Annotated in this window: 25 protein-coding genes; 4 read left to right on the top strand and 21 right to left on the bottom strand. The window is 34.7% G+C overall.

Annotated features, from left to right (window positions below; translation table 11 throughout):
- Nucleotides 1–9 precede the first annotated feature (9 nt).
- Complete coding sequence (wmk, locus tag ACQ4M0_RS02350; protein WP_438456612.1) at nucleotides 10–912, top strand: WO male-killing family protein Wmk; 903 nt, start codon at nucleotides 10–12, stop codon at nucleotides 910–912.
- Between the two features lie 92 nt (nucleotides 913–1,004).
- Here the strand turns inward: wmk and ACQ4M0_RS02345 are convergent, their stop codons facing one another.
- Nucleotides 1,005–1,910, bottom strand: coding sequence for a patatin-like phospholipase family protein (locus tag ACQ4M0_RS02345; protein WP_438456611.1), 906 nt, complete (start codon nucleotides 1,908–1,910; stop codon nucleotides 1,005–1,007).
- Between ACQ4M0_RS02345 and ACQ4M0_RS02340 the strand changes: the two genes are divergently transcribed.
- Nucleotides 1,909–2,430, top strand: a complete 522-nt coding sequence (locus ACQ4M0_RS02340) for a phospholipase D family protein (RefSeq protein WP_438456609.1) — start codon at nucleotides 1,909–1,911, stop codon at nucleotides 2,428–2,430. The two genes, ACQ4M0_RS02345 and ACQ4M0_RS02340, sit on opposite strands and share 2 nt — an antisense overlap.
- Here ACQ4M0_RS02340 and ACQ4M0_RS02335 read toward each other — a convergent pair whose 3' ends face one another.
- The 17 genes from ACQ4M0_RS02335 to ACQ4M0_RS02255 all read right to left on the bottom strand — a co-directional run bounded on the left by ACQ4M0_RS02335 (nucleotide 2,431) and on the right by ACQ4M0_RS02255 (nucleotide 17,544).
- The gene (locus tag ACQ4M0_RS02335) at nucleotides 2,431–2,640 is read right to left on the bottom strand and encodes a hypothetical protein (RefSeq protein ID WP_019236585.1); all 210 of its coding nucleotides are present in this window, start codon (nucleotides 2,638–2,640) and stop codon (nucleotides 2,431–2,433) included.
- 48 nt (nucleotides 2,641–2,688) lie between these two features.
- Nucleotides 2,689–3,219 (bottom strand): ankyrin repeat domain-containing protein, encoded by a 531-nt coding sequence (locus ACQ4M0_RS02330; RefSeq protein ID WP_438456666.1) that lies wholly within the window; start codon nucleotides 3,217–3,219, stop codon nucleotides 2,689–2,691.
- A 55-nt stretch (nucleotides 3,220–3,274) separates the two neighbouring features.
- Nucleotides 3,275–4,210, bottom strand: coding sequence for a phage tail protein (locus ACQ4M0_RS02325; RefSeq protein ID WP_438456608.1), 936 nt, complete (start codon nucleotides 4,208–4,210; stop codon nucleotides 3,275–3,277).
- The gene (locus ACQ4M0_RS02320; RefSeq protein WP_438456607.1) at nucleotides 4,211–4,420 is read right to left on the bottom strand and encodes a tail protein X; all 210 of its coding nucleotides are present in this window, start codon (nucleotides 4,418–4,420) and stop codon (nucleotides 4,211–4,213) included.
- Nucleotides 4,417–4,773: a phage tail protein gene (locus ACQ4M0_RS02315; protein ID WP_438456606.1), complete on the bottom strand. Its 357-nt coding sequence runs from the start codon at nucleotides 4,771–4,773 to the stop codon at nucleotides 4,417–4,419. Before ACQ4M0_RS02315 ends, ACQ4M0_RS02320 begins: the two co-directional genes overlap by 4 nt.
- 9 nt (nucleotides 4,774–4,782) lie before the next feature.
- Complete coding sequence (gene ltrA / locus ACQ4M0_RS02310) at nucleotides 4,783–6,471, bottom strand: group II intron reverse transcriptase/maturase (RefSeq protein ID WP_438456665.1); 1,689 nt, start codon at nucleotides 6,469–6,471, stop codon at nucleotides 4,783–4,785.
- 13 nt (nucleotides 6,472–6,484) lie between these two features.
- On the bottom strand, nucleotides 6,485–6,628 hold the full coding sequence (locus ACQ4M0_RS02305) for a hypothetical protein (RefSeq protein WP_438456605.1): 144 nt from the start codon (nucleotides 6,626–6,628) through the stop codon (nucleotides 6,485–6,487).
- A 439-nt stretch (nucleotides 6,629–7,067) separates the two neighbouring features.
- Nucleotides 7,068–9,338 (bottom strand): phage tail tape measure protein, encoded by a 2,271-nt coding sequence (locus ACQ4M0_RS02300; RefSeq protein ID WP_438456604.1) that lies wholly within the window; start codon nucleotides 9,336–9,338, stop codon nucleotides 7,068–7,070.
- Nucleotides 9,339–9,453: 115 nt separating this feature from the next.
- The gene (locus ACQ4M0_RS02295; RefSeq protein ID WP_438456603.1) at nucleotides 9,454–9,708 is read right to left on the bottom strand and encodes a phage tail assembly protein; all 255 of its coding nucleotides are present in this window, start codon (nucleotides 9,706–9,708) and stop codon (nucleotides 9,454–9,456) included.
- 46 nt (nucleotides 9,709–9,754) lie between these two features.
- Nucleotides 9,755–10,261, bottom strand: coding sequence for a phage major tail tube protein (locus ACQ4M0_RS02290; protein WP_264336622.1), 507 nt, complete (start codon nucleotides 10,259–10,261; stop codon nucleotides 9,755–9,757).
- 15 nt (nucleotides 10,262–10,276) lie between these two features.
- A complete protein-coding gene (locus ACQ4M0_RS02285; protein ID WP_438456664.1) occupies nucleotides 10,277–11,461 on the bottom strand; it encodes a phage tail sheath subtilisin-like domain-containing protein in 1,185 nt (394 codons plus the stop codon).
- On the bottom strand, nucleotides 11,454–12,005 hold the full coding sequence (locus ACQ4M0_RS02280) for a hypothetical protein (RefSeq protein ID WP_438456602.1): 552 nt from the start codon (nucleotides 12,003–12,005) through the stop codon (nucleotides 11,454–11,456). The genes ACQ4M0_RS02285 and ACQ4M0_RS02280 overlap by 8 nt, the downstream gene beginning before the upstream one ends.
- A gap of 15 nt (nucleotides 12,006–12,020) precedes the next feature.
- On the bottom strand, nucleotides 12,021–13,532 hold the full coding sequence (locus tag ACQ4M0_RS02275; RefSeq protein ID WP_438456601.1) for a hypothetical protein: 1,512 nt from the start codon (nucleotides 13,530–13,532) through the stop codon (nucleotides 12,021–12,023).
- Nucleotides 13,529–13,723, bottom strand: a complete 195-nt coding sequence (locus ACQ4M0_RS02270) for a hypothetical protein (RefSeq protein WP_438456600.1) — start codon at nucleotides 13,721–13,723, stop codon at nucleotides 13,529–13,531. The genes ACQ4M0_RS02275 and ACQ4M0_RS02270 overlap by 4 nt, the downstream gene beginning before the upstream one ends.
- Entirely contained in the window at nucleotides 13,723–14,907 is a 1,185-nt protein-coding gene (locus ACQ4M0_RS02265; RefSeq protein ID WP_438456599.1) for a hypothetical protein, read from the bottom strand. Before ACQ4M0_RS02265 ends, ACQ4M0_RS02270 begins: the two co-directional genes overlap by 1 nt.
- A 12-nt stretch (nucleotides 14,908–14,919) precedes the next feature.
- Nucleotides 14,920–16,854: a DUF4815 domain-containing protein gene (locus ACQ4M0_RS02260; RefSeq protein WP_438456598.1), complete on the bottom strand. Its 1,935-nt coding sequence runs from the start codon at nucleotides 16,852–16,854 to the stop codon at nucleotides 14,920–14,922.
- 6 nt (nucleotides 16,855–16,860) lie between these two features.
- Complete coding sequence (locus ACQ4M0_RS02255; protein WP_438456597.1) at nucleotides 16,861–17,544, bottom strand: hypothetical protein; 684 nt, start codon at nucleotides 17,542–17,544, stop codon at nucleotides 16,861–16,863.
- 140 nt (nucleotides 17,545–17,684) lie between these two features.
- Here ACQ4M0_RS02255 and ACQ4M0_RS02250 point away from each other — a divergent pair, with 140 nt between their 5' ends.
- Entirely contained in the window at nucleotides 17,685–18,896 is a 1,212-nt protein-coding gene (locus ACQ4M0_RS02250; protein ID WP_438456596.1) for a hypothetical protein, read from the top strand.
- On the top strand, nucleotides 18,838–19,974 hold the full coding sequence (locus tag ACQ4M0_RS02245) for a hypothetical protein (RefSeq protein ID WP_007303017.1): 1,137 nt from the start codon (nucleotides 18,838–18,840) through the stop codon (nucleotides 19,972–19,974). The genes ACQ4M0_RS02250 and ACQ4M0_RS02245 overlap by 59 nt, the downstream gene beginning before the upstream one ends.
- Nucleotides 19,975–19,980: 6 nt before the next feature.
- Here the strand turns inward: ACQ4M0_RS02245 and ACQ4M0_RS02240 are convergent, their stop codons facing one another.
- Genes ACQ4M0_RS02240 through ACQ4M0_RS02230 form a run of 3 tightly spaced genes read right to left on the bottom strand, consistent with a single transcriptional unit; the run spans nucleotide 19,981 to nucleotide 23,118 of the window.
- On the bottom strand, nucleotides 19,981–21,729 hold the full coding sequence (locus ACQ4M0_RS02240) for an AAA family ATPase (RefSeq protein ID WP_438456595.1): 1,749 nt from the start codon (nucleotides 21,727–21,729) through the stop codon (nucleotides 19,981–19,983).
- A gap of 42 nt (nucleotides 21,730–21,771) precedes the next feature.
- Nucleotides 21,772–22,272, bottom strand: coding sequence for a hypothetical protein (locus ACQ4M0_RS02235; protein WP_438456594.1), 501 nt, complete (start codon nucleotides 22,270–22,272; stop codon nucleotides 21,772–21,774).
- A gap of 39 nt (nucleotides 22,273–22,311) precedes the next feature.
- Nucleotides 22,312–23,118 (bottom strand): AAA family ATPase, encoded by an 807-nt coding sequence (locus tag ACQ4M0_RS02230; RefSeq protein WP_438456593.1) that lies wholly within the window; start codon nucleotides 23,116–23,118, stop codon nucleotides 22,312–22,314.
- Nucleotides 23,119–23,125: the final 7 nt, after the last annotated feature.

Here is a 23,125-nt window from a genome sequence, read left to right as displayed (position 1 = left end):
AAGGTATATATGTTTGTTTCTGTAAGAGATGTTAGTCCTATAAGTTACAAAATAGGGCAAAAAATGGAAAATAGCAGGTTAATTCGAGGTCATACTCAAATAGGATTAGCAGGTCAAATAGGTTTAACATACCAAGAGGTAAACAGCTATGAAGATGGGTATATTCCTATTCCAATTGAAGTACTATATGTAATAGCAAGAGTATTATCAGTTGACGTTGTAGATTTATTACCTGAACCAGTAATAGTAAGGGAAGACAGCTATGAAGACGAGGAAATACTCTATCTAACGAAAATATACGAGAATCAAAAGTTAGGCAAAATAGTACCTTCATTAGTCAGGTTTGTTCATATTAGCGAAAAAATTAATCAAGAAGAGGCAAGGTTGGAAATAGCAAAAAATCTAGTGAAAGAAGGGGTTTCAGTTGACATAATTTCCCAAGCAACCGGCTTATCTATTTACGAGTATGATAATACAGAGAGAGAAATCTGCACTGATTCTATATACTACAGAATAGGACAAAGAATAAGAGAATGGAGATTGATAAGGAGATATGCTCAAAAAGATTTGGCGGATAAAGTTGGTTTAACACTCAAGGAAATACACGACTATGAAAGAGGGTATACTGCTATAACATTTGATAAATTATATGAAATGGCAGAAGCATTATCAGTGAATATTAAAGTTTTGCTACCTGAAACAAATGAAGATAGTGAACTACTCAATTTACTCAGAAAAACTGAAGAGCAAGAATTAGTGAAGAAATTTTTATCTAGGGATATGAAGAATAGTAAGGAAAAAGTTAAAAAAATAGAAAAAATCAAAGTTGCGAAAAATCTAGCAGAGGCAGGTGTTGCTAGTGATGTTATTGTGCGAGCAAGTGGCCTAACTGCTGATGAGTGTGAAAATTGAATTGTGTTTAAGATATAAGTAAAAATAGTTAATATATTATCTATTCTAAACCCTTATTTAGCTCTGCAGAATTTTTTTTGCATTTCTACGTATCAAGATAAAACATCACAGAATTTATCGACTACTTTTTGATTTTCCTCTATCATTGCATTTGCTTCTTGCTGAAGAGATTTGATATTTTTTGATGTAATATTATCCATGTCAGGTGATGCTATTTTTAATTGCGATTGTATTCGTATATATTTATCACCTATAACTTGATCCAACTGATAATTTACTGCATCTAAACTTGAAGCAAACATCACATGTAGTAGTGGCTTGATCCATCCTATTTTTCCAAATCTCCTTGAATTAGCTATGCTTCTATCTGTTCTACCAGTACCTATCGATAACAGTACAATATCATCATTTGGAAACAATTTCTTACCACTTGCATATGCACAAGCCGCTGGATTATTGGCAAAAACCCCTCCGTCCACTAGTACCATTTCCTTGTGGTTGATTTTAAGATATTTAGGTACAAAGTAAGTAGGTGCTGCAGTTGTAGATCGTAATGCATCTTTCAATTTGATAAAATTTCTATCTTCTCTCCAGCTTTTAAAGAAGAAGGGATAATTGTTCTTAATATCGTAGCTTGTAAGCATTAAATTATTTGTTGCATCTGCAAGAGTAGAATCACCAAAATATCTATTCAGAACGCATTCAATATTTTTGCATGAATACTGTGCACAATTTAGCCAGGAAAATATTGATCTTCTGAAAAATGAAGACTTAAAGATATGTGGCCCGTCTTTCTGATAGAGATCAACTAAGTCGAGAGCAGAGTATTGTTTATTACATAATCCGGCAACGATAATACCACCTGTAGAAGTTCCGACCATTAGGTCAAACATTTGAGAGATTGGCTTTTTTGTTCTATACTCTATTTCAGCTAGAACAATAGCAGGTATAATACCTCTTATGCCTCCACCGTCGACTGAAAGAATATATTTGGCCATGTTTAGATATTTATTGATTTTTTTAACTTGTTTGCTTTTATCAGGTTGTGTTTCTTGTCCAAGTACTACTGTATGTTTCACTCCTAGAGAAAATTGCACCAACCTAATAATTGATTCCGTGGATCATGCTAAAAAATCCGTGTTGGTTCAGGCATACCAATTTACCTCAAAGCCTATTGCTGAATCCTTAGTTCAAGCTAAAAAGCGTGGAGTTGATGTCATGGTTATTCTCGACGAATCGCAAGTTAGCTCAAAGTATAGTGTTATTAATGAACTGTTTCATCAAAAAATCCCAATATACATAGACTATAAACCTGCAATTTCACACAGTAAAATTATGATTATTGATGAGCAAAAAATCATAACTGGATCTTTCAATTTCTCTGACGCCGCGCAGAAAAAAAACGCTGAGAATCTACTAATTATAACAGGAGGTCCTCCATTAGTCAAGCAATACATCAAAAACTGGAAGGATCGTCAATCTCAATCTGATCCTTATATACCAAAAGTAGAAGAATAATTACTTAAAATCAGCTTTAAGCTCATCTAATTCTTCAGAAAGATTTTTTACCCTCTCCTCAAGTACTAACACTTTTTCCATTAAACCATATTCAATAAGTTTATCGTGAAATTGTACCCTTGAGTCTAGCTTGGATAACCACCATATGAATGCTACTGTTTGTATTAATAACGTGATAATTACTGTAATTGGGATTTTTTGATTTTGCATAATGATTTAAAAATGTGAGTTTATTATGGATAGCTACTTTAGTAACTACTATTTTGATTTATGCTGTTCCTCTGCATTTGCAAGTAGCTTAATAATTTCTCTATATGGTTTATCCCTGTTTTCATCATACCGTGATTCTATTACTGCAACTCTTCGTGGTGTTTTTCCTTCGTTATCTTTAACATTAGGGCTAGCTCCATTTTCTAGTAAGAATTTGACTATTTCTAAATTTCCTCCTAATGCAGCAGAATGTAATACTGTCCATCCTTTATGTCTACCTGTATCATTTATATCAACTCCTTCATTCACTAGAAATTTCACTAACTCTAAACATTTTCCCTCTGCTGCACAATGTAGCGCTGTTAATCTAGGAACTTGTGTATTAATGCTCAATAGATTTTTCACTGAAAACTTCACAATTTCTAGATTGCAATTTTCAGACGCGATCTGTAACACTCTTTTGTAATTATCTGTAGCTTTGGATTTTTGGTAGCAATAAGTAATAACAATGCATACTATTAACAGTATAAACCACACAAAATGTAATTTATCTTTTTCATTATACTTCAGTTTATTCATACTTAACATACAGTTTCTTCATATTAAAAAGATTATTACTCATTTTTTATTAACATTACTTACTCAAAGATGCTGACAACACAGTAAGGTAACCTGAGGTATTTAAAGTATGCTCCACTCTATTAACTATCCATTCACCATCTACCGCTTGATTAAAACCTATAAGATTAAGCTTTGCTTCTGCAAATAACTCTGGATTACCAGGCATGGTTATATCTAAAGTTTCATTGTTACGCTTCAATTGTTTTAACTTGGCATTTGCTGCACTTAGTGCTGACTTTGCATTTGGATAGATTTCTAGCATAATATAACTTGGCTCGCCGCTACCAACTGTTTCTTTAATAGTTTCACCCTTTTCATAGCTGTGCCATTTTGCTACTACTGAATTGTATTTATCACGTACGGTAAAATGCACTTTCCAATTAATTGTGTCTTGAGGTCTAATAGTCGTTGTTCCTAAAGCTTTTCCTGTAGCTGATTTTGCCATGTTTTTTGAAATAAATAATATATATCCACCAGCTAATTTTGCCATTGCTTCACGCTCTGTTGCTATTTTAGTTAACAAGCTGATATCACTTTCGTCTATTTGGTTGATGTGGGGTATCAGTACATCCTTAAATTCCTCAGCAACTTTATATCCATATCCATGTTTTTGGGCTATTTCTTTTACTAAGTTTTCTATGGTAATTTGGCGCCATTCTTTTGATACTTTTTCCTTCAAAGATATTCTTAAATTTGTTGCATGAGCTTTTATTAGTAGGGTCTTAGGTGGGCCTTGTATCGTAACTTCATTGACTGTATATACACCCATTGGAAAGATTCCCGTTTCCTTATAACCTAGTGCTATGTTCAATTCATTTGGAATTTCTACATTTTCATTGCCATAATCAACACATACCTCTGCGACATCATCTATAGTACCAGATTCATCAGTAAGATGCACCGATATTACATGATCTTTTATTCCTTCAATGCTAAATTCAGGTTTCATTTATTCCCACACTTTTAACTTCGATTTTTTTAACTGCTCTTGTATTGCAGGTAACTTAATTTTTAATCCTGCAGGCAAAAAACTTCCATAATCTGCAAGTCCAGGATTTTCTTCCAATACTATTTCTACTGCTCCAGAGCTGTATCCATAGTGTTTAAAACATATGTAATCTAACATTTCATTTTCTCGGGTTATATAATGTACTGTCATACATAACTCCTTAAACTTAAGCTAAATTCAACCTTTTTAGGTAATCCACAGGGAAAATACGACGTTTGCTTTTCTTCTAACCGCACAATAACAAATCTTCCCAAAACATTCCCTAATTTGTCTACTAAGATACTTGGTTCATGATTTTTCTCAGTTTCTTTCATACTTTTTAATTGATTTAAATCATTGAGATTATGGAAATAAATTACTCCTTCTAAGTCTATATTTTCTGCACCTTGACCAATATTTTGTAATGAAGGTATTTTACCAATGCACTCAATTGTACTCCAACGATTTTCTTTACTATACCTTAAACTTATTGGAGAAAGCTTATGTTGACCAAGTGATAGCATTAATAAATGTTATCTAAGTGAAGAAGGTTGCCCCTCCTCACTCGACTTCAAAACCGTACGTGAAACTTTCGCTTCATACGGCTTCTCTCTAGCTTGGTGCTTTTCATGCATACTTCTGTGTAAATTATCGTGACAATGTCCATGTAGCATAGATAAGTTTGTGATTGTATTATTTTGCTTATTTTGGTCCTTATGATGTATTTCTAAGATATCACCATTCTTAAACCAAAGTTGACAATAATCACACTTACCTTGTTGCATCTTCAGAAGTTTTATTGTTTGTGGTGATTTATCAAGTATTTTACTCATACGCTTTCCCCAATAAGTCCAGTCTCCATCATATGGAGATTTGGCTCCAATCACTTTGACATGTCGTTTAATGTCATGATCTCCGTGTTTAATAAGACGCATTCCGTTACTTGTCATATATCGCCATTTATCGTTACCATACTTCTTGAAGTATTTTCTTTTGATCCAACATCTTCCTTTGTTTGGGTGTTTAAACATTGCCCATTTCCAAAGTTTTCTAAACATTGTATTATCCATTGCACCAAAGGCTTTAGATGATAACACCGAAGCGTAGTATTGACACCATCCTCTAATAATTGGATTAAGGTGACTTATTACTGCTTCCTGTGATTCACCACGCATTTTCTTTAGCTTACTTTTAATGACCAATGAGTGTTGTTCTATAGAGTTACGACTTGGTTTGATGATAGACTTGTATGACATCTTATTGTGTTTTGTTGGATATTGCCGTATTGTAAAACCAAGAAAATTGAAACCTGGTTTTATTCCTTTCAGGAATTTTTGAGTATGAGAAATTCTTGTTTTTGAAGGGTTCAACTCCAATCCAATAGTTTTTAACCATTCTTCAATCAGAGTTTTTGCCTTCAAAACAATTTCCTCACTTTCATGAAGTACTACAAAATCGTCTGCATAAGTGATTACGCTGAGTGATCTTTTCGCATTTTCCCTACATGTTCTGCCTGGTTTCGTTTTCCTGTAGCTAATTAGCTCCTCTGCCATTATTTCTTTCAGATAATTTTCTAACCCATGTAGAGCAATACATGCCAGTAATGGAGAAATTGTCCCTCCTTGGATTGTACCGCTTCTAGATGGTTGAAATATCCTATTTTCCATCACACCTGCTTTCAACCATCCTTTTACTATCCTCCTTAAAGTTGGTGTGGTATTGAGTTTTTCTAACAGTATATGATGATTTATATTATCAAAACACCCAGAAATATCAGCATCTAAAACAAATACTGTTTTCTTGATGAGTGCTTGAAATATAGCTTCAATGGCATCATGACATGATCTACCAGGTCTAAAACCATAAATGTTGGGCTCAAACTTTGCTTCCCATTCTGGTTCTAGCATCATCTTAACAAGTGTTTGTTTTGCTCGATCTGTCATTGTTGGTATCCCTAATGGACGTTTTTCACTTTTTCCAAGCTTTGGAATCCAAATGCGCCTTGATGGCTTTGCTCTCTCCCTTATATCTAAGGATTTTGCCAATTGCAATCTTTCTTTTTGATTAAGGTTAGCTTTTCCATCAATACCTGCAGTTCTTTTTCCTCTATTGTCCTGAGTTACCTTTCTCACAGCGATCATCCTAGCACTTGTCGATTTTTGTAATAATCTCTGAAGCTCATGCATCTTTTTGATATCATTACATTTAGAAGCTCGGTAAATTCGTTTTTGTAGCTTAAATGAAGACTTTTCTAGCTTGCGCCAAATTCCATTCGTACCTAACTTTTTGTTGGCTCATAACATATTCACTACTATTCATAACTTTACCTTCCAAGTTACAGTGTCCACGTCTGCGTATCCTAAGCATTACTTTAGGCATTAGCTTTTTAGACAATCCTTCCAACATAGAAGCTTGCAGTTGGCTACTTGCTTATTACAAAGTATAATAAGAGCTTCTATGTGGTTACTCCGTTCCATGAAACCGTTTCGCGTCAGATTTAGGTTCTTATTTTTTGCCGGGAGATCGGAAACATCTTGATTAAACGAACCAATTCTAATCATCCTTATTCTCCATACCTTTTGGTCTATGTGTACCAACCTTATTTCACATATTCACAGTAACGACAATTCAAACATAAGTTTCTTTCGTAACCTTACCTGACTCTTCTTGGGAGAATTTATTATAAGGTTTAACATTACTCCCTTTTAGCCCATGCTCGCACCTTAGGTGTTTGCCAATTTCCTAAAATGTGGACTACAATTTCAGCCAGATGTTATGGCGGATGGAATTTAACCATCACAATTTCATGACTTCCGGGTCACACCGGCTCTATTGAATCAAACAGAACGTCACGCGATTTTTCTCTTATTCTTTTTATCACTGCATCGGCAAGACTACGTACGTCTTGGTTAGGTTCTGCTTTTATACTTATATTAAATGTAAAAGTTTGATTAAAAATTTTTTGTTCACACTTTTCAAAGTCTTTTAAAACTTTCTCTGAATTATCTTCTACAGAACTTTTTTTTGTAATCACACTTTCAATATTCGTTCTACTATTCGAAATTCCACTAAAAGCATTATTATTTAATAAAGGATTTCCTTTACTAAAAACATTATTTTCACTTATTACCTTAGTTGTACTGCCTATTTTTGCTTCTACTGGTTTCTCTAATGCTTTTATTGGACTATCGTTAAAAAATTTTCCTATACCAGTCCAATTTTCTATAGATTTTGTAATTGATTTCCAGAGACTTGAAAAAAAGTCCTTTACTTTTTGCCAATTAGCGATTACAAGTGCTGCACCAACTGATAGTCCAGCAATAGCAGCTCCTATAGGATTGGTTAGCGTTAAAGCTTTCAGTCCCATGATTACTGCTGGAATTACTCGTGCTGATAACGAAGTTAATACTGGCAAAAGTGTTCCATGCAAAATAGCATTAAAAGTTAATAGTCCACCTCCAGCCAATGCAAATGCATAACCAAAACCTACCACTGCAATCTTGCCAATAATAAGAGCTGAAATTATGCTCATAACTCCTGTAGTCAAAATTGGACACTTCTCTGCGAACCAAGCTATACCTGTAGATATAGACCTCAAAATCTTACTTATCCAATTTAAAGGAGGCAGCATAACTGACCCTAAGTTCATTCCTAGCTCTGCTATTGTATTTTTGAGTAGCTGCAAATTATTTGCTGTAGTACTTGCGCGATTGTCAAATTCTTCTTGCATGGAATGTTTATACTTTTCTTTGTCAGCTACAAGAGCTATGGCACCTTCATATTTTTTTAGGCTTCCAACTATCAATGCAATATCATCTTGATATTCTTGACCAAAGAGATTGAGAAGGATTTGTGAACGTTCTTGTTTATCTATTTTCTCTAAAGTTTTAAAAAAATGGAGTAATGCTTCTTGACCGTTTTGAGCAATTTTTTGTGACATCTCTTCTGCGGTTATGCCCATGGATTCCAATGTTGCTTTAAATTCTTTTCCTTGTCCCTCAGCAGTTTGGAGCTTAGAAAGTAAAGCGTTTATGGCAGTTCCTGCTTTTGCTGGTTGTTTACCTAAACTAACGAAGGCATTTACTAAACTACTTGTCTGATTAATATCTAAACCAAATTGTTTTGCAGTACCACCAACTATTGCTAGAGCTTCAACCATATCTTTTGCTTTGGCAGCAGTGTTATCTGAGAGGTGATTTATAACGTTGCCAACTCCTTCCATTTTTTCTTCTGCAATTCCATAAATGTTAGCGAGTTTGGCAATAGAATCACCAGCTTGTTCAGCAGAAATGTCAAATGCTGTAGCCATTTTAGCTACTGTTGTTGTAAATCCAATTAACTTATTTTTTTGAATCCCAAGTTGGCCACCACTTGCAGCTATTTGTGCTAACTCTGCAGCTGATAGCGGTATTTCACGAGATAATTCTTTTAGCTTCTTAGCAAACTCAATAGTTTCATTTGTGTTCTGAGTAAAGTTTACTACCTTCTTAACATCAGCCATAGCACTTTCAAAATCAATCGCAACTTTAATTGGTGCTGCAAGTGAAAGTCCTAGTCCTATAGTCTCCATTACTTGTGATCTATAATGCGCTTTTCTTGCTAAAGCATTTTGCTGTTTTTGTATTACAGATCCTAATTTACTGTATTTTCCTTTTAGTACTTCAATAGATGAACCAAGTTTAGTTTGATCTCTCACTAAAGATTTAGCATCCTTTCCACTTTTCCTTATTTCTTCATTCAATGTGTGCAGTGCATCTCTCTTTTTAATATAAGCCTCTTTTGCCTTTGATGCCGATGCTTTCAATTTTTCAAATTCATTTTTCAATGCTTTGCTTGGTTCTTTTTTTTCCTTCTTCTCTTTAGCAATTGCTGTAGCTGATTCTTTCGCTTTCTTCTCCGCTTCCTTCCAATTCTTCATGGCTTGAAGGGCATCATGATTTAATTGCTTAAATTTGGAAACCGATTTCATTGATGAATCAAGCTGCTTTATACTATCACCCAACTCAGAAAGCTTTGCTGCACTACCTGTCATTGCATTGTTAAAACTACCATCTAACGTTGCACCTATTTTTATTGAAAGCATTGACATTTTTTTGCTACTCCTTTACTTATTTCTACCCATGATAAAAATTCATTTACATCCATATTAGTAATCTGCTCAATTCCACTTCCTGAAATAGAACTGAGTAGTAATACATTATACTTTAAGTTCTCTGTTCCAGCGGCGACAAAAAACCTTTTAGCACCTTCTGTATTTCTACATAATCTTTAATACATAAATCTTCAACTACTTCTTTTGGTACGGATGCTAGATTAGCAATTAAAGCTACTTCTTTCAAAGCTTCTCCTTCTATGCGTTCTATAGCAAGTAAATCTCTTACTTTAGGTTCACGCATCGATAATTCTGAGACAGAAATACCATCAACTGTTATTGGATTATCAAGTTTTACTGTTGTCATACTTTCTCCTAAAAAATAAAATTCTAAAATCTTTTTAAAACTAAACCTAAATACCTAGAACTGCTTGTAGCAAGGCCATCTGATCAACACCATTAATCTTGCGAATCATATTCTCAGCATCGATTTCTATCAGCTCATTGCCACCTATCGTAAGTTTATAATAATGGGCAGCTACAGTGCATTTGAGAGTGGCTTTTTCAGCAGGTTTCCAGCTACCAAAATCAAATTCTTTAAAAATGCCTCTTAAATTGATTATTACTCCTTCAATATCATTACTACCACTTCCTTGCATTCCTCCACGAAGAGTTAAAGATACTGAGTTTCCATCTATCAAGCCAAAAAGTCTAAATAGTTCTGAATCATACTCAGCGAAAGTAAAGTCTGCTTCAAGCTTTTCCATGCCCATGTCAATATTTATTGGGATATCCATACCACCAGCTCTATATTCCTCTGTTTTAATGGTGAGTTTTGGTAGGGTAATTTCATCAATTTTCCCTGCATAACCCCGACCATCTACGAATACATTAAAATTCTTTAAAATCTTCGGTAACATCTCTTTCTCCCATTTTTATAATATTGTACCACTCACCAGGTGTGACCTAAAAGTAATCTGTTCTGCTGGATATGGTGGTGTAAACTCGAAGTCAAAATACACTTTCCCGCTTGCAATATTTGCCGGTGTATTGAGTTCAGGTGTTGCATAACATTTTCCGCTAATAATAGCTCCTTGTGCTTTTAAATTGGCCAAATAAGAATTCACCCCCTCAATTACATCATCAACGTAAGTTTTGGTAATATTGCGATCAACTGCCCATAAATGAGCTCGAAGTAAACTATCATTGATTAAATCTGCAGTCCTTCTCACTGATAAAAAAGCCCATTTTGAGTCATTTGAACATGTTCTATTTCCCCAAAGCCTGTAGCCATTTTGATGAATTATCGTTGTTACTTCATTTTCATTTAAATGGTTTGCTCTACAATTTGTATTACCGAGCGTAAAATCAATAGGCCTGCTTGTTCCAACAATACCATTTATCTCTTTGTTTGAAGGTGAATGCCAAAATCCTTGCTCACTATCTACTTTCGCTATTAAACCAGCTACAAATGGGCTTGCTGGCAAAATTTCTTCTTTTCCTTCAATAAATACCTTAACCCAAGGATCAACTACGTAAACTCTTGAGCTGCCTACACTTTTTCTCCATTTTATTACTTCTTCATCATTGGTATTTGGACCATCTGCAACAATAATTGCTCTTAATTTTTCTGCTATGGAAATTAAAGCACTCACTACTGGATTTACTCCATCTATTTCAGGTAACTGATGAGTAAACTGAGGTGCAATTAATATTCTTGGAGCAATATGAACTATGCTTTCACTATTGAGGAATGCCTCTATCCCTTGATACTCTCCAGTCTCTTTATCAACACCGCCAATTATATTTTGGATAGTTTCACTTTCTTTGAGCTTTGAATCGCTGTTTTCACTTTCTTTAACTCGAATAACTACTACTGTTGCACCAATCTGGGAAAATATTCCGTTTGTTGCAGAAGGTAAACTGCCACTCTTTCCAAGTCTTGCTGCTTCTTTTAAGCTTCCTGCAATTAACACTGGTTTATTTAGCGGAAACTTTTGCTCATCAGCTTCAGGTGCAGTACCAATTACACCTATCACTGATGATTTAGCTGTACGTACTGTCTTTGCTCCTGAGGTTACCTCAATAACATTTACGCCATGTAAAAATTCTTCAGCCATTTCTTTGTATTTTTTTCCTGAAATCATCTAGCAAAGTCTGTAGCTCATTTTCACTTTTAGCTTCTTCAATCTTTCTTTTGGCTAAATCTTCAAGCTCTTCACATTTAATTATTGCTTTTACTGCTTTTTTCACTTTTTCCTCAATTATTCTTGCCATTTCAATAACCGTAATACCACGGACTTTTGCTAAAGGTTCTATAATTTCTTTATCCTTTTCATCTTGGTCTGCTAGAATGCTTTTTGCGGCTTCCGCTTGAATTTCATAAGATTTAGCTTTTTGGTGAGAATGACCTGCATATTGGTGAGTATGATTATCATAATAGAAACGCATACTATCAAATGCACAAAGCCTCGCATTATCAAGTAACTCCTTTTGTATATCTTCTTTAGTACGCTGAGCAATTTTTCCTCCTTCTGTTAAACAATAGCTTTTTTGCCAATCAAAATTCTTTGGCGCTTCATACCAATCATTTCCAGTTGGCTTACTTTCAAGCGTTGTTGTTTCTACTTGTTTGTTATGTTCAAATCTAATATAAATTGGCATTGGTTTTCTCCGTTTTTAATTCCAAATTTTATGAGTGGCATCTAATCCTGGGCATTGCCAAGCTTTTAGCGTCCTTTCCACATCCACCTCAAGTCCTGTGGTGAGAAAATTGCTACGTATGTTATAAATTCCCCACTGAATAAATTGACCATAGGTATATACATTACCTGAGAGCACACCTTCACTAACTTTTGTTCTGGAATATAAATAAGACGATGTGTAAAGTAATATTGCAACTGTTTTTCCTGCTGGAATCTCCACATTTCCAGATCCAGCTAATTTGCTATCAGAGCTCATATATTGGTAAACATTTTTCCATACTATTTTCGAAATTCTTGATTTATCGGTATTATCTGGCGTTCCCACAAATAATCCTGCACCCCCATACTCCGTACTCGAGTATGATGATCCAACAAATTCTATTGTTTTATTTATGTTCACATTTGTTGTATTTTTTACAAATACTACTCCAAGTGCAGCATATGGGTAATAGTATATCTCATCATAACTACCAGAAAAACTGTTTGTATATAACTCTCCGTAAATAAATGTTCCTTTGTTTCCCTCTATAAAATAGAGTTGTCTTGGCCGATAAAAACTAACGTAATCTGTATCGTATGTATGACTACCTGCTAGTAATTGCAACATACAGTCGGTTTTTGTTATATCACTACTCCACTTTCCAAGCTCTGTCGTAAAAGTTCCGTGGCCAAAGTAATTATTTTTTCTACCAAGTACACCAAACAAGAAAGGTAATGACCCTGGTTCAACCATATTGCGCTTTCTTATTTCGTTTGTAAGCGACGCTTTTAATTGTTCATCTCTGGTTTTTACCTCCTTTATAATTGATGAACCGCTTGGCAAATCATTGATGGAGTTAAATTTGGTTGTCAGTGTTTTTAGCTGATTTTCCCTGGTTTTTATTTCCTTCATGATCGATGAACCATCTGGCACATCATTTACAGTACGAAAATCTTCTACTAAACCTTTAAGACCATCTTTATGACTGTTACTAATACTATTTATTGCTGCAATATTGGCATTCTTTCTCGTATCAAGTAGTGATATATGCGAATCTGATGATGCTTTTAAAGTGTTTAAGGAATTATCCCTAAGCTTGTTGATTTCATTAACAGACTCTGTTTTTGCTGCAGTTATGGACGATATTGAGTTTGTTTTGTTGCTGTTTATGTTACTTAAGTGTTTTTTTGCACTATCAAGAAGTTCTTTTAACTTACCATCAGTCATTTGCGCAATTTCAGAAACCGCACTTTTGTCGACTATTGATTCCAATGCTTTAGCAAGATATGCTAATTGATCTGGAGTACTGTTTGCTACTAAATCCTTAAGTCTTTTTTGTAGTGCATCAATTATTCCTTTTACTTCAGTCATTTGCACAACGTTGGCAATAGCTTTTTTATCTGCTATCAATTCCAGAGATTTTGCAAGGTATGCCAGTTGATCAGGTGTGCTGTTTGCTGCTAAATCCTTTATCCTTTGATGTAACGCTTCTATTGCTTCTTTCATTCCCAAAAATTCAAAAAATTCTCAAAACTGAGCTTGTCAAATGCTTTTTTAAGCTGATTGTGCTCATTCTCTCTTTTAGCGATATCTTCATCTATTTTCTTAATTGTAGTACGGATACGAACAACATCCTGCACAGCAATATTTTCTGGATGAGGTAATGAATATCCTCTTTTGGTTTGGTCAACAGTCATTATGTGACAATCACTCTGAGATTTTTCACCTTAGGGCGATAAACAACCGTTCCACTAAGCACCAACTTTATCCTTGTCTCATTGGCGTTAAAATTTGATAGCACATGAGTTCTTTCTACCCAATTTTCTCCAATTGGTTTCCCTGATGTTAAATTTACTAATTGCCAATCCACGTTTTTTTGTACATATGCTTTAACATCTGCAGTGCCAGGTATCAGCGCATCATAGGTAATTGTTATCTTAGTGTTAGCTCCTGCTGTAATACTTCTTGTAACATAATCTCCTTTTTCCCCTATATTACCCATAACTAGCTGTAACCAAGGATAAAGAACTGGACTTTTTTCTCGCCCTCCTTTTAGGCTTGCTTTTACCGTTAATTCCCCATTTATTCTTTCACGCAGTGCGAGCGGCAAATTATCAGACAAAAAATTTTCTTTTCCTTCTTCATCTGTTAAGATAAATTCCACATTGGTATCAAATGCTACTTTTTCGACGTTCGTCAAGACAATTAAATCTGATACATTATTTACAGTAACTTTGCCCAGATCAACAACATGAGAAACTTCACTAAATTTTGCAGCTAGTAGTCGAAACGTTAAATCTAAATTTTGATGTGGAGTCCAGGTGCTTGCATTGCTTGATGACAGTAATACTCCTACTTGATATGGCTGGCTTGTTACCCAACGGCTATTTACTGCATCATATTTGCCAAGTTCTGCTATCTTTACTGCAGTACCAGGATCATCAGTAAGCAGTACTATTGCATACTCCTCTCCTGCATGGCAAAACACTGGTGACCAAGTTATACGTGTTGCTGTGCCATCTATCTTTATATCTTTTGGCTCAATATAGCTTTCAGCAATGACAGTCTGCGAAGGCATTCCCACTGCTGTTTCCCGAATCTGCACAACAACACGTTTTTTGCCTTTATTTATGAACCATAGCTCTACACCTCCTATGTGTCTGCTTTCATTTAGAGTAAATGTTTGCGCTAAAGGATCAACTCTTCTTGCTGCGATAACTCTTCTTCTTTCCTCTATAGTAATAGTTTTTTTACCAGTATAAGTTGTTTCTCCATAGCTTCCCTTATCCCCATAAAACTGTACTAATTTAGTACCTGCTGGAATATTTGCTGGCACTTTCACCTTTCCCTTTAATTTTCCCTGATTGTTAGCTGTGAGCATATTTTTTACCTCTTACGCAGTAGGCTGAATGACGATACCATCGAACTTCACCTCCTTGAGCTTTTCATCTGGCTCAAAACCTTCAATTTCAAAATTCTGTACTGCTTCTCTCATAAATTCAGCTTCATATGAAGTACTTGACATCAGCTCTGTTGTTTCTTTAACATTAAATGCTCTGGTTATTGGACTTTTCCAATTCGTGGTAACCTCCGTCCAGTGGTCTATATTTTTATTTAGAGTAATTTGTGCCGGAACTGGATCAAAAGCTTGATATGGATTGATCTTTTCTCCTTTAGTCTGTAAAAGCTGCTCCAGTACCGGTTCAAGTTTATATGGCAATAAATAAGTTTTCTCCCCCTCATCAATATCAGCAATCGTTACATCTATTGGTAAAATTAGTTCCTTATTTACTATTGCTGCAGACTGTGAAATTCCTTGATCGCGCATATCATCATCAAAGAATGAATCAACAAATACTCCTTTTTTGGTGGTAGGTTCTCTTGAATTTGCATCATTGCGTAGACGTTCCTCTGCAACCAGCGCATAAAGATCATTTATTCCTTTTTTCATTGCTTCAAGCTCATTCATCGGTACAGCATGAATAGCATTATTCACTATTTTTACCCCTTCTTTTTCTCCGTTTTTCCATGTCTGATGAATGTAGCAGAGCAAAAGTTGTCCGCTAGGTGCTTTAGGCATTGATGGTCGCCAAGGGTGAGCTATACCTTTTATTCTCCTTACTGCTCCTTTGCTATCGATAGTAATTAAATCATAGCGTGGCATTTTCCAGGTGTAATCAATCAGAACCAAGCTGTTATCAACTGCTCCTTTTACTTTACATCCCTCTTCGCTTATATCTTCAGGGCTTATATGAGTGCGGCAGCGATAGGTTATCAGGTAACTACTTCCAGGAGCTGGCTCTTTACCAGGTAATGACCAATCAACGTTTCCTGCGTTTAATTTGTAATCTATACTATTTTCATAAATAACATTGCCTTGTTTAATTTGAATAATCTCAAGTACCGCAGAGTCAGGTATTGGATCAACAGCTCCTGAGTATGAACCATGAGTAATGGTAATGGTTTTTTGAACGGTTATATCTACTTTTTTGATTTCACGTATTGGAAAATCATTAACTTTAAGTTCCATTACTCTTTGGCTATTTGGCTGAAAAGTATGTGGTTCTGATTCAACTGATTTTATATCCGGATCTTCATCAAAAGAAACACGAATACTGTGAGGAAGTTCAATCTCATAACCATCAATATGAGCTTTTCCCTCATTAATTACAAATATTTTTTTTCCTCCTGCCCCCTCTTCCTTTTGCAAAAACATTACTTCAAGGCCATTTACAACGTAGGAACCATTTGCCTCTTTGTCATAACGAGCAAGAGCAGTAGTTACTATATTTGCTTGTGGTGGCGGTGAATGTTCTATCAATACTCCATTTTCAATATTGTAAATTGGGTAAAATTCGCCATTTGTAGAGTTAACAGTAACACTTTCTACTTGGTATCCCCAAATGGTGGAAACTTTAAGCCTTGCAGCTCCTACTTCCTGATAGTTTCTTGTACCAACTGCAGGATCACGAAGATTTTCGTCCTCAAGTTCTGTAATTGTAGATTCTAGATAATAAACACCTATACGAACTGTGGTACTCAGTGGAATAACAAACTCTTCTTTTTCGACTTTTCTAACTGCTCCACGAAGATAGATTTTTCCTCTTTCAAGTGTAACTTTACCAGTTTCTCTATCTATAATACAATTACTTCCTGTTACAACATCACCATCACGAAATATTGCATCTCCTATGCCTTTAAGCTTAGAAAGAGCATACTCCTGAGTTTCATTTAATTCTGCAGACTGTAAACCTCTTCCTGCCAGGAACAAGCTTTTTTCGTATTCTTTGTCAGGATTAAAACGGTTATAATAGGCGTTTAAAGTCATTTTGTTTCAAAAAGTTACAACAAATGAAAAAGTTTCCCGAGTTGCAGATGTTCTGATAAGTGGTACGGTATGTTCCAAAACCAATAAAATCCCATGGTCTTCTATATCTTGAGGTTCAAAATATCTCTGTCCTTCAGGTAATTCTTTTTTTACTTTAGTACCAACCATAACCCCTAGCTCTCTGATTACTCGATTTGCTGCATCCATGAAATCGAAAGTGAATTTGAGAAAAAGATTATTGGTTGGTACATCAGAAGGCCTAAACCTTCCAGAAGGAGTTATAAGTTCGCCGTTTTCATCACCTGTGCAGAGTAGCACTTCATCTGCAGTACGTCTGCCAAGTTCATTCAAGAGCTTTATAGAATTTATAGGTTCAGGTGGTGTGCTTTGAATGTACTCTATGGTAACTTTATCACTTACTGGAATAGAGCTATTTTCCGTACGTTTAATTACACCAGTACTGCTATCAACTGTATAGTCAACACTTGGCTGATGCATTGTTTGTCCTGTAACAACCTTCACATCTTTAACAGGTTGATGATCAAGTTTTATTTCACCCTTAACGAAAGTTTTTTCTACTTTATGGCTACTTCCAGAGCTTCCATCACCACTTCCCCAAGCAAGATGGATAGATTGCTTTTTTATGCTGGCTGCTATTGCTGCTCTGCCTGATTGCGTTAGAATTGACATTATCTGTTTTCAACCCTCCTATTATATATAATCGCTTTTTCTCTTCAATTTGTTCAATTTTTTTTTATTATTTTTTTATGGTAGTATTGACGCAACTGTTTAATATACTACAGTTGTCATAATATTTTTTCTTTTGGATAATGATTGCCAATCAAGAATTCTGGGAAGATGATCTTGAAGTTCCTGCTACTGAGTTACTATTGAGTTTTCAAAATCCTGATTTGTGCAAAAGTTGGATTAACTCTCTTAATAATAAGCAATTAAATGTTATTCTTAAACAACACTTCAATTATCAACAGCATTTGTTTGATAATAGTCCTTATTATGACTATAGGTCAGTTCAGCAAAAGCGTAAATTCCTTATCGACAGCAACCTTGATTATTTACCTAATTATTATTTAATCAGCTACTTTAGCCGTTTGAAGTCTGATTCAGCCATAATTGAGATAGCAAAGCCTATATTGAGTGGCGATGTAAAATATGATAAAAAATCTATACTATTTACTCTCTTTCTTATTGACCATAACTTGCTGAAGCACGTCTTTCTTTTTAATAAAGTTCAAAAAAGAAGTTTTTCATCATTTATTTTAAATAATCCTCCAAGACAAAGACAGAGCTCATTTAAAGATTTTTTGTCGAAAGAGGTACTGCGAGAGATATTAACTCAACATGATTCTCTAGCAAATGACAACTTTGAAAGTAAGTTCAAAGGTTTTTTTTACTACCAAGACCGCATTTACTTATTTATACGTCGTGCTAGTGATTCAGACCTGGTACTTAGCTCAAACCAAGTAATACACGGTTACAAACCTGACTGGATTATTCTGGACTTCTCTTTAAATAGCAATCAGGTAAATTTGTGTACTAAAAACCCCAAACGTGGCTTAGAAATAGCAAACAGCATTGCCAGTCGATATTTTCAACGTGAATGCTCATTTATTAATCTACGTAATCAGAATAAAGTTGCCCAAGTGCGTACATTCTTGACTGACTGTGTACATGAATTAATAAAAGACATCAAATTAATTGAATTAAAGTTTACGTCACCTGAACCAAGCACTTATTTTACATTAAACACAAATTCCATAGAAAAGTGGTTAAAGGTGTTAGAGCCTTCAATTGGCAGTATAATCTACAATATTAGTCTTGTTCAACATATAAAGGTGATATTTAGAAACAAAAAAGTTACTCTATCTTTTCATGCCAATACAGACTATATAGCGATCAATTATTCAGAACACGTACTTGATAAAAAAGAACGTGAAGATTTTAAGTTAATGTTTTCCAATACTTATGGACTTACCATTCTGTCAAAAGCAAAATCCAACTTTCTACAGGCAAATAGTTACTAATCTGCTACGGTGGAGTGACTCTTATGATACACCTAGCAGAGATTATTTAGAAGTTGCACAATACCTGTCAAGTCTTGGGTTTGTAAATTTAAGAGAATATTATTTTATAATCTGTGCTAATGATGAAGATGAGTTTGATTTTCATGTAATAAATCCTTTCTGCAACAATAGATTAGAAATTGTCAGCGATTATGATGAAGATTATGATAACCCAATAATGTGTGACCTCTGTGAACGTGATATTTTACCTGATACTTATAAAAAACAGCGTTACTTTTCTTTAGAGGTAAAAGTTAATCATTTGAAAGTTATAGAATGGTTTGAAAAGCAATTAGCAAGTTTAAAGATTACTTGTAATAAAGTAGCAACCGGAGTTTATTATGTTATTGTTGACACAAGCCTTATCAGCTTAATTATTCCCGAATGCTGTCCTGATAACTCATACTCTGCTGTGGATAAGTTAAAAACCACCCCTACTGCTTTAATAACTTTTAATAAGGAGAGTCTTAAGCCACCACTGAATCTACACATTGTTCCTATAGCAGATCTAATTTGCGAAGATCAAAGTTTAAATGAAGTATTGCATCAAACAGTAGAAAAAGGAGTACCAGAATTATTACCTAATGTTTCTTTTCAGGCATTCAATTGCTATTCTTACATTCCATTGCAACAGACTAAGTCTACTCCAGCAGAAAAGACTTTTCAGCTCCATATTAAAGGCAATGACATTTGTGTTAATGGTATAGGAGTTATCGAAACACAGTCAAAGTCTGGAAGAATATTTTTTATTTTCTTAGATCAATTTTTTCATGACTTTAAAAGTGGAATTTCTCCAGAGCAATACAAAACTTTAAACGTTGGAGAAATTGCAAATCGCTTAGAAAACATTCACGATGTTGAACAACAAATTCGCAAACCAATAAATAGAATGCAAAAAACTATAGCAGAGAAATTGGCTATAACTTTAGGTTTAAATGTCAAAAAAGACGATATTATTCAAACTCTGCCATGGTCAGGGATAGGTACTAAGGAATATGGCTACAGGCTTAATCCTTTTACTATTGTTCTTAAAAAATGAGTGTTATTAAATATCTCTCCTCGTTAAATGCTCAGCCACTTTCATAACTTTTACGCGCTCTGGTATTTCTTTTTCATAGAATTTAATATAACCTGAAGCAACTAATGCGTTAACATATCTACGAATGGAATGACAACTCTTCAAACCAAATGTATCTTCAAATAAATAGCAAAATTGGCTTTTAGTATAAAATTTTCCCTTAGCTGCTCTCTCATTAATTAACCGTAAAATGATGTCATAACTTTTTTTTCGACGTTGTTTTACAGTTGGTTTTTCTGATACAGTTTGCCAACTGTCATTTACTTTTTCGATCTGCATAGGTAAAATAGATTTACCATTTCTAAGTTCAAATATCAATTGACGAGTATTTTGTTCTCCGTGTGGCTTGATCATCATTATCCCTGAAGTATAAAAACTTCTTAAAGCCGATGCTCCGCTAAAGTTTTGAAATGGTTCCTCTACTAATGACTTTTTCGATACCTTGTTAGTATTGTGCGTTAAAATAATTCCACAACTAGGGTTTGTTATAGACCTCAATTTTTCAACTCTATCTTTTAAAAAACAAAACATCGAGCTATTACTATTTTCTCCTTTATATTGATTGAAATCAAAAACACCACGTAGTGTATCTATAGCAATGATATCAACTGTTTTAACGTCTAGTCTCTCTGCTATAATATCTTTTACTTCTTCTACTCCTTGAGAATTCAAAAGTAAGCTTGTTTTTGGTGTAATAATTAAATTTTTTGATATTAATTCTAGAGATTTATCATCAAATTTCAATTGTTGTAGCCGTTCCTTAATGTAGGGATATTCAAGATCAGTTTGAAGATAAAAGATCTTTAATGGTCTAATTGGAACCATACTCAAAAATGGTAGTCCCGCTGACAGATGTGCTAACCAAGAAAGCAGTAGATCAGTCTTGCCAACCTTTGGAGCTCCTCCAAGTAGTAAAAGTCCTCCAGGAGTAAGAATTCTCGGTAAAATTATATCCTCTGGTGATGGAGATTTATCATTTAGATAATGACTAGCAGGAAATGCTTTTTTCTCAGATAATACACTTAAACTTTCACGGTTCTCAGATGATATACCTAAACTTTCAGGATTCTCACAGGACATACCTAAATTGTCTAGTTCCACTGCTACTTTTTTAACATATTGTTCATCTTTTTCCGGCCAAATTATTATATGCTTATCTGTTAGCATAGACCAATCCGTTTTCTCAATATCATCATCTATTGCAGTTGTTGCTGTAAAACCTCTCTTTATTAAACTATCAGCACGGTTTTCACCTTTAACTATAATCACTTCATCAGACTTAATAATACCGGGAATGTTATATAATGGCTTCAGACCATTCCTAGAGGTTCTTAGATTCCATATATGTCTATAATTGTTTTTATACAAATAAACATAAGCTATAGCCTCATTATTTTTATCAAGGTAGCTATATTTTGCTATTATACGCTCACTAAGCCACTTGGTTATAAGGCTGGTAATCTCAGAAAAATCAGTTTTATTGGTTATTATGCTCCAGAGTTCAATAATATCTCCGTTAGTTTTCTTATCACAGTTATACCAAGTGCCAGTTTGCTTACCTTCTGCCACTACCATCAAGTGGTCTTTATTAATATTTCTAGAATAGAACCCATAACCAAATTTACCACCAGGCAATAAGTAAGACAGACACTCTTTAATATTGTGAGCCAATAACATTTTTATCTCTTGTCTTGATTCAGTAATGCAAAACTCCATGTAACCTCCGATTAATTTACTATAAAAATAGTTGCAATTTATTTAGAATGGTATCCAATCAGCGTCTGAATTTTTCTCTTGTTCAGGAGTAATGACCGTAGCAATTCTGTTCCTATCTCCATAGGTATTATTAGCCTCAATGCCTACTTTTGCTGTGAACTCCAGGCCATTTAAATCTGCAATTGAGTTGATTTTTCGCGCAAGAACTGCTTTTTCTGATGTGTCATTTGTATGAATATTACGAGCTGACTCTAAAATACTGCGAATCATAGAACGTCCAGATTCTCCCCAAGTATCTTCTTTACCTTCTGATTTGCCACTTTTAATACCAATTATTTGGTAAATCTTACATTTTGCGTATGGACCTTCAATGACGGTAAATTCAGCGTTTAAATAGATGCTGCCAGTATCATAGCTTTTAGTGAACCAATTTTCGTAACCACCAGGCTTAATTGCCATTTTTACCTTGACTATTGTACCTTTAGGTATTAAACTACTCCGTAGTTTCGCATTATTGAAATCAGTTAAAAAATCTTGCAGCATAAGTTGCCCCCTATATATCAATTGATTTTTAAAAAAAGCTCAGTTATTCCATTGATCAAGAAGTTGCCAGCTACCGTTGATCTTATCGATAAGTTTATTTGGCACACGTTCACCATTGCGTAGCTCAAATACTATTTGACGTCTGGTACTTTCCTCATCATAAGCAACCATCACCATGCCAGTAGTGTAAAATCCCCTGAGAGATCCAGCACCACTTAAGCCCTGAAATGGATCTTCTTCGAGCATTTTCTTGGATAATTTTTTCGTGTGATGCGTTAATATTATTCCAGCATTTGGGTTAATAGCATTACGTAGTTTTTCAAGAGTTTTTTGCAGAAAGAATAGCATAGCGCTATTATCGTTTTCATTGCCATACTCACTACTAAAGATGTTGCGCAGAGGGTCCACTGCCAAAATATCAGGCTTAAAGCGTTCCTTCGCAATTTCTTTTATGTAATTTATTTCTTCATGGCAAAATGATAAATGCACTTTTGGCGTAATTATTAGGTTATTAGCAGCTATTGCCAAAAGTTCTGGATCAAGTTGAAGACATTGCAAACGTTCCTTCATATATTCGTATTCAATTTCAGTTTGTATGTAGAAGATTTTCAAAGGTCTACTTGGAGTCATACCAAGAAAAGAAACACCTGCAGCCATATGGACAAGCCAAGAGATCAAAAAGTCACTTTTACCTATTTTAGGAGGGCCACCTAGAACCAATAAACTTCTCTGAGTTAAAATTCTTGGTGAGACGATGTCTTTCGGTATAGGTGATTGGTCATTCAAATATTCTTTCATACTGAAAAAGGGAATCTTTTGACCAGTAGTTAAAAAGTCTTGTAACATATGTAAC

The organism is Wolbachia endosymbiont of Kerria lacca (assembly GCF_051602725.1).
Classification (GTDB): domain Bacteria; phylum Pseudomonadota; class Alphaproteobacteria; order Rickettsiales; family Anaplasmataceae; genus Wolbachia.
Note: the sequence above shows the minus strand (reverse complement) of the source record. Positions and strands in the feature narration are given on the sequence as shown.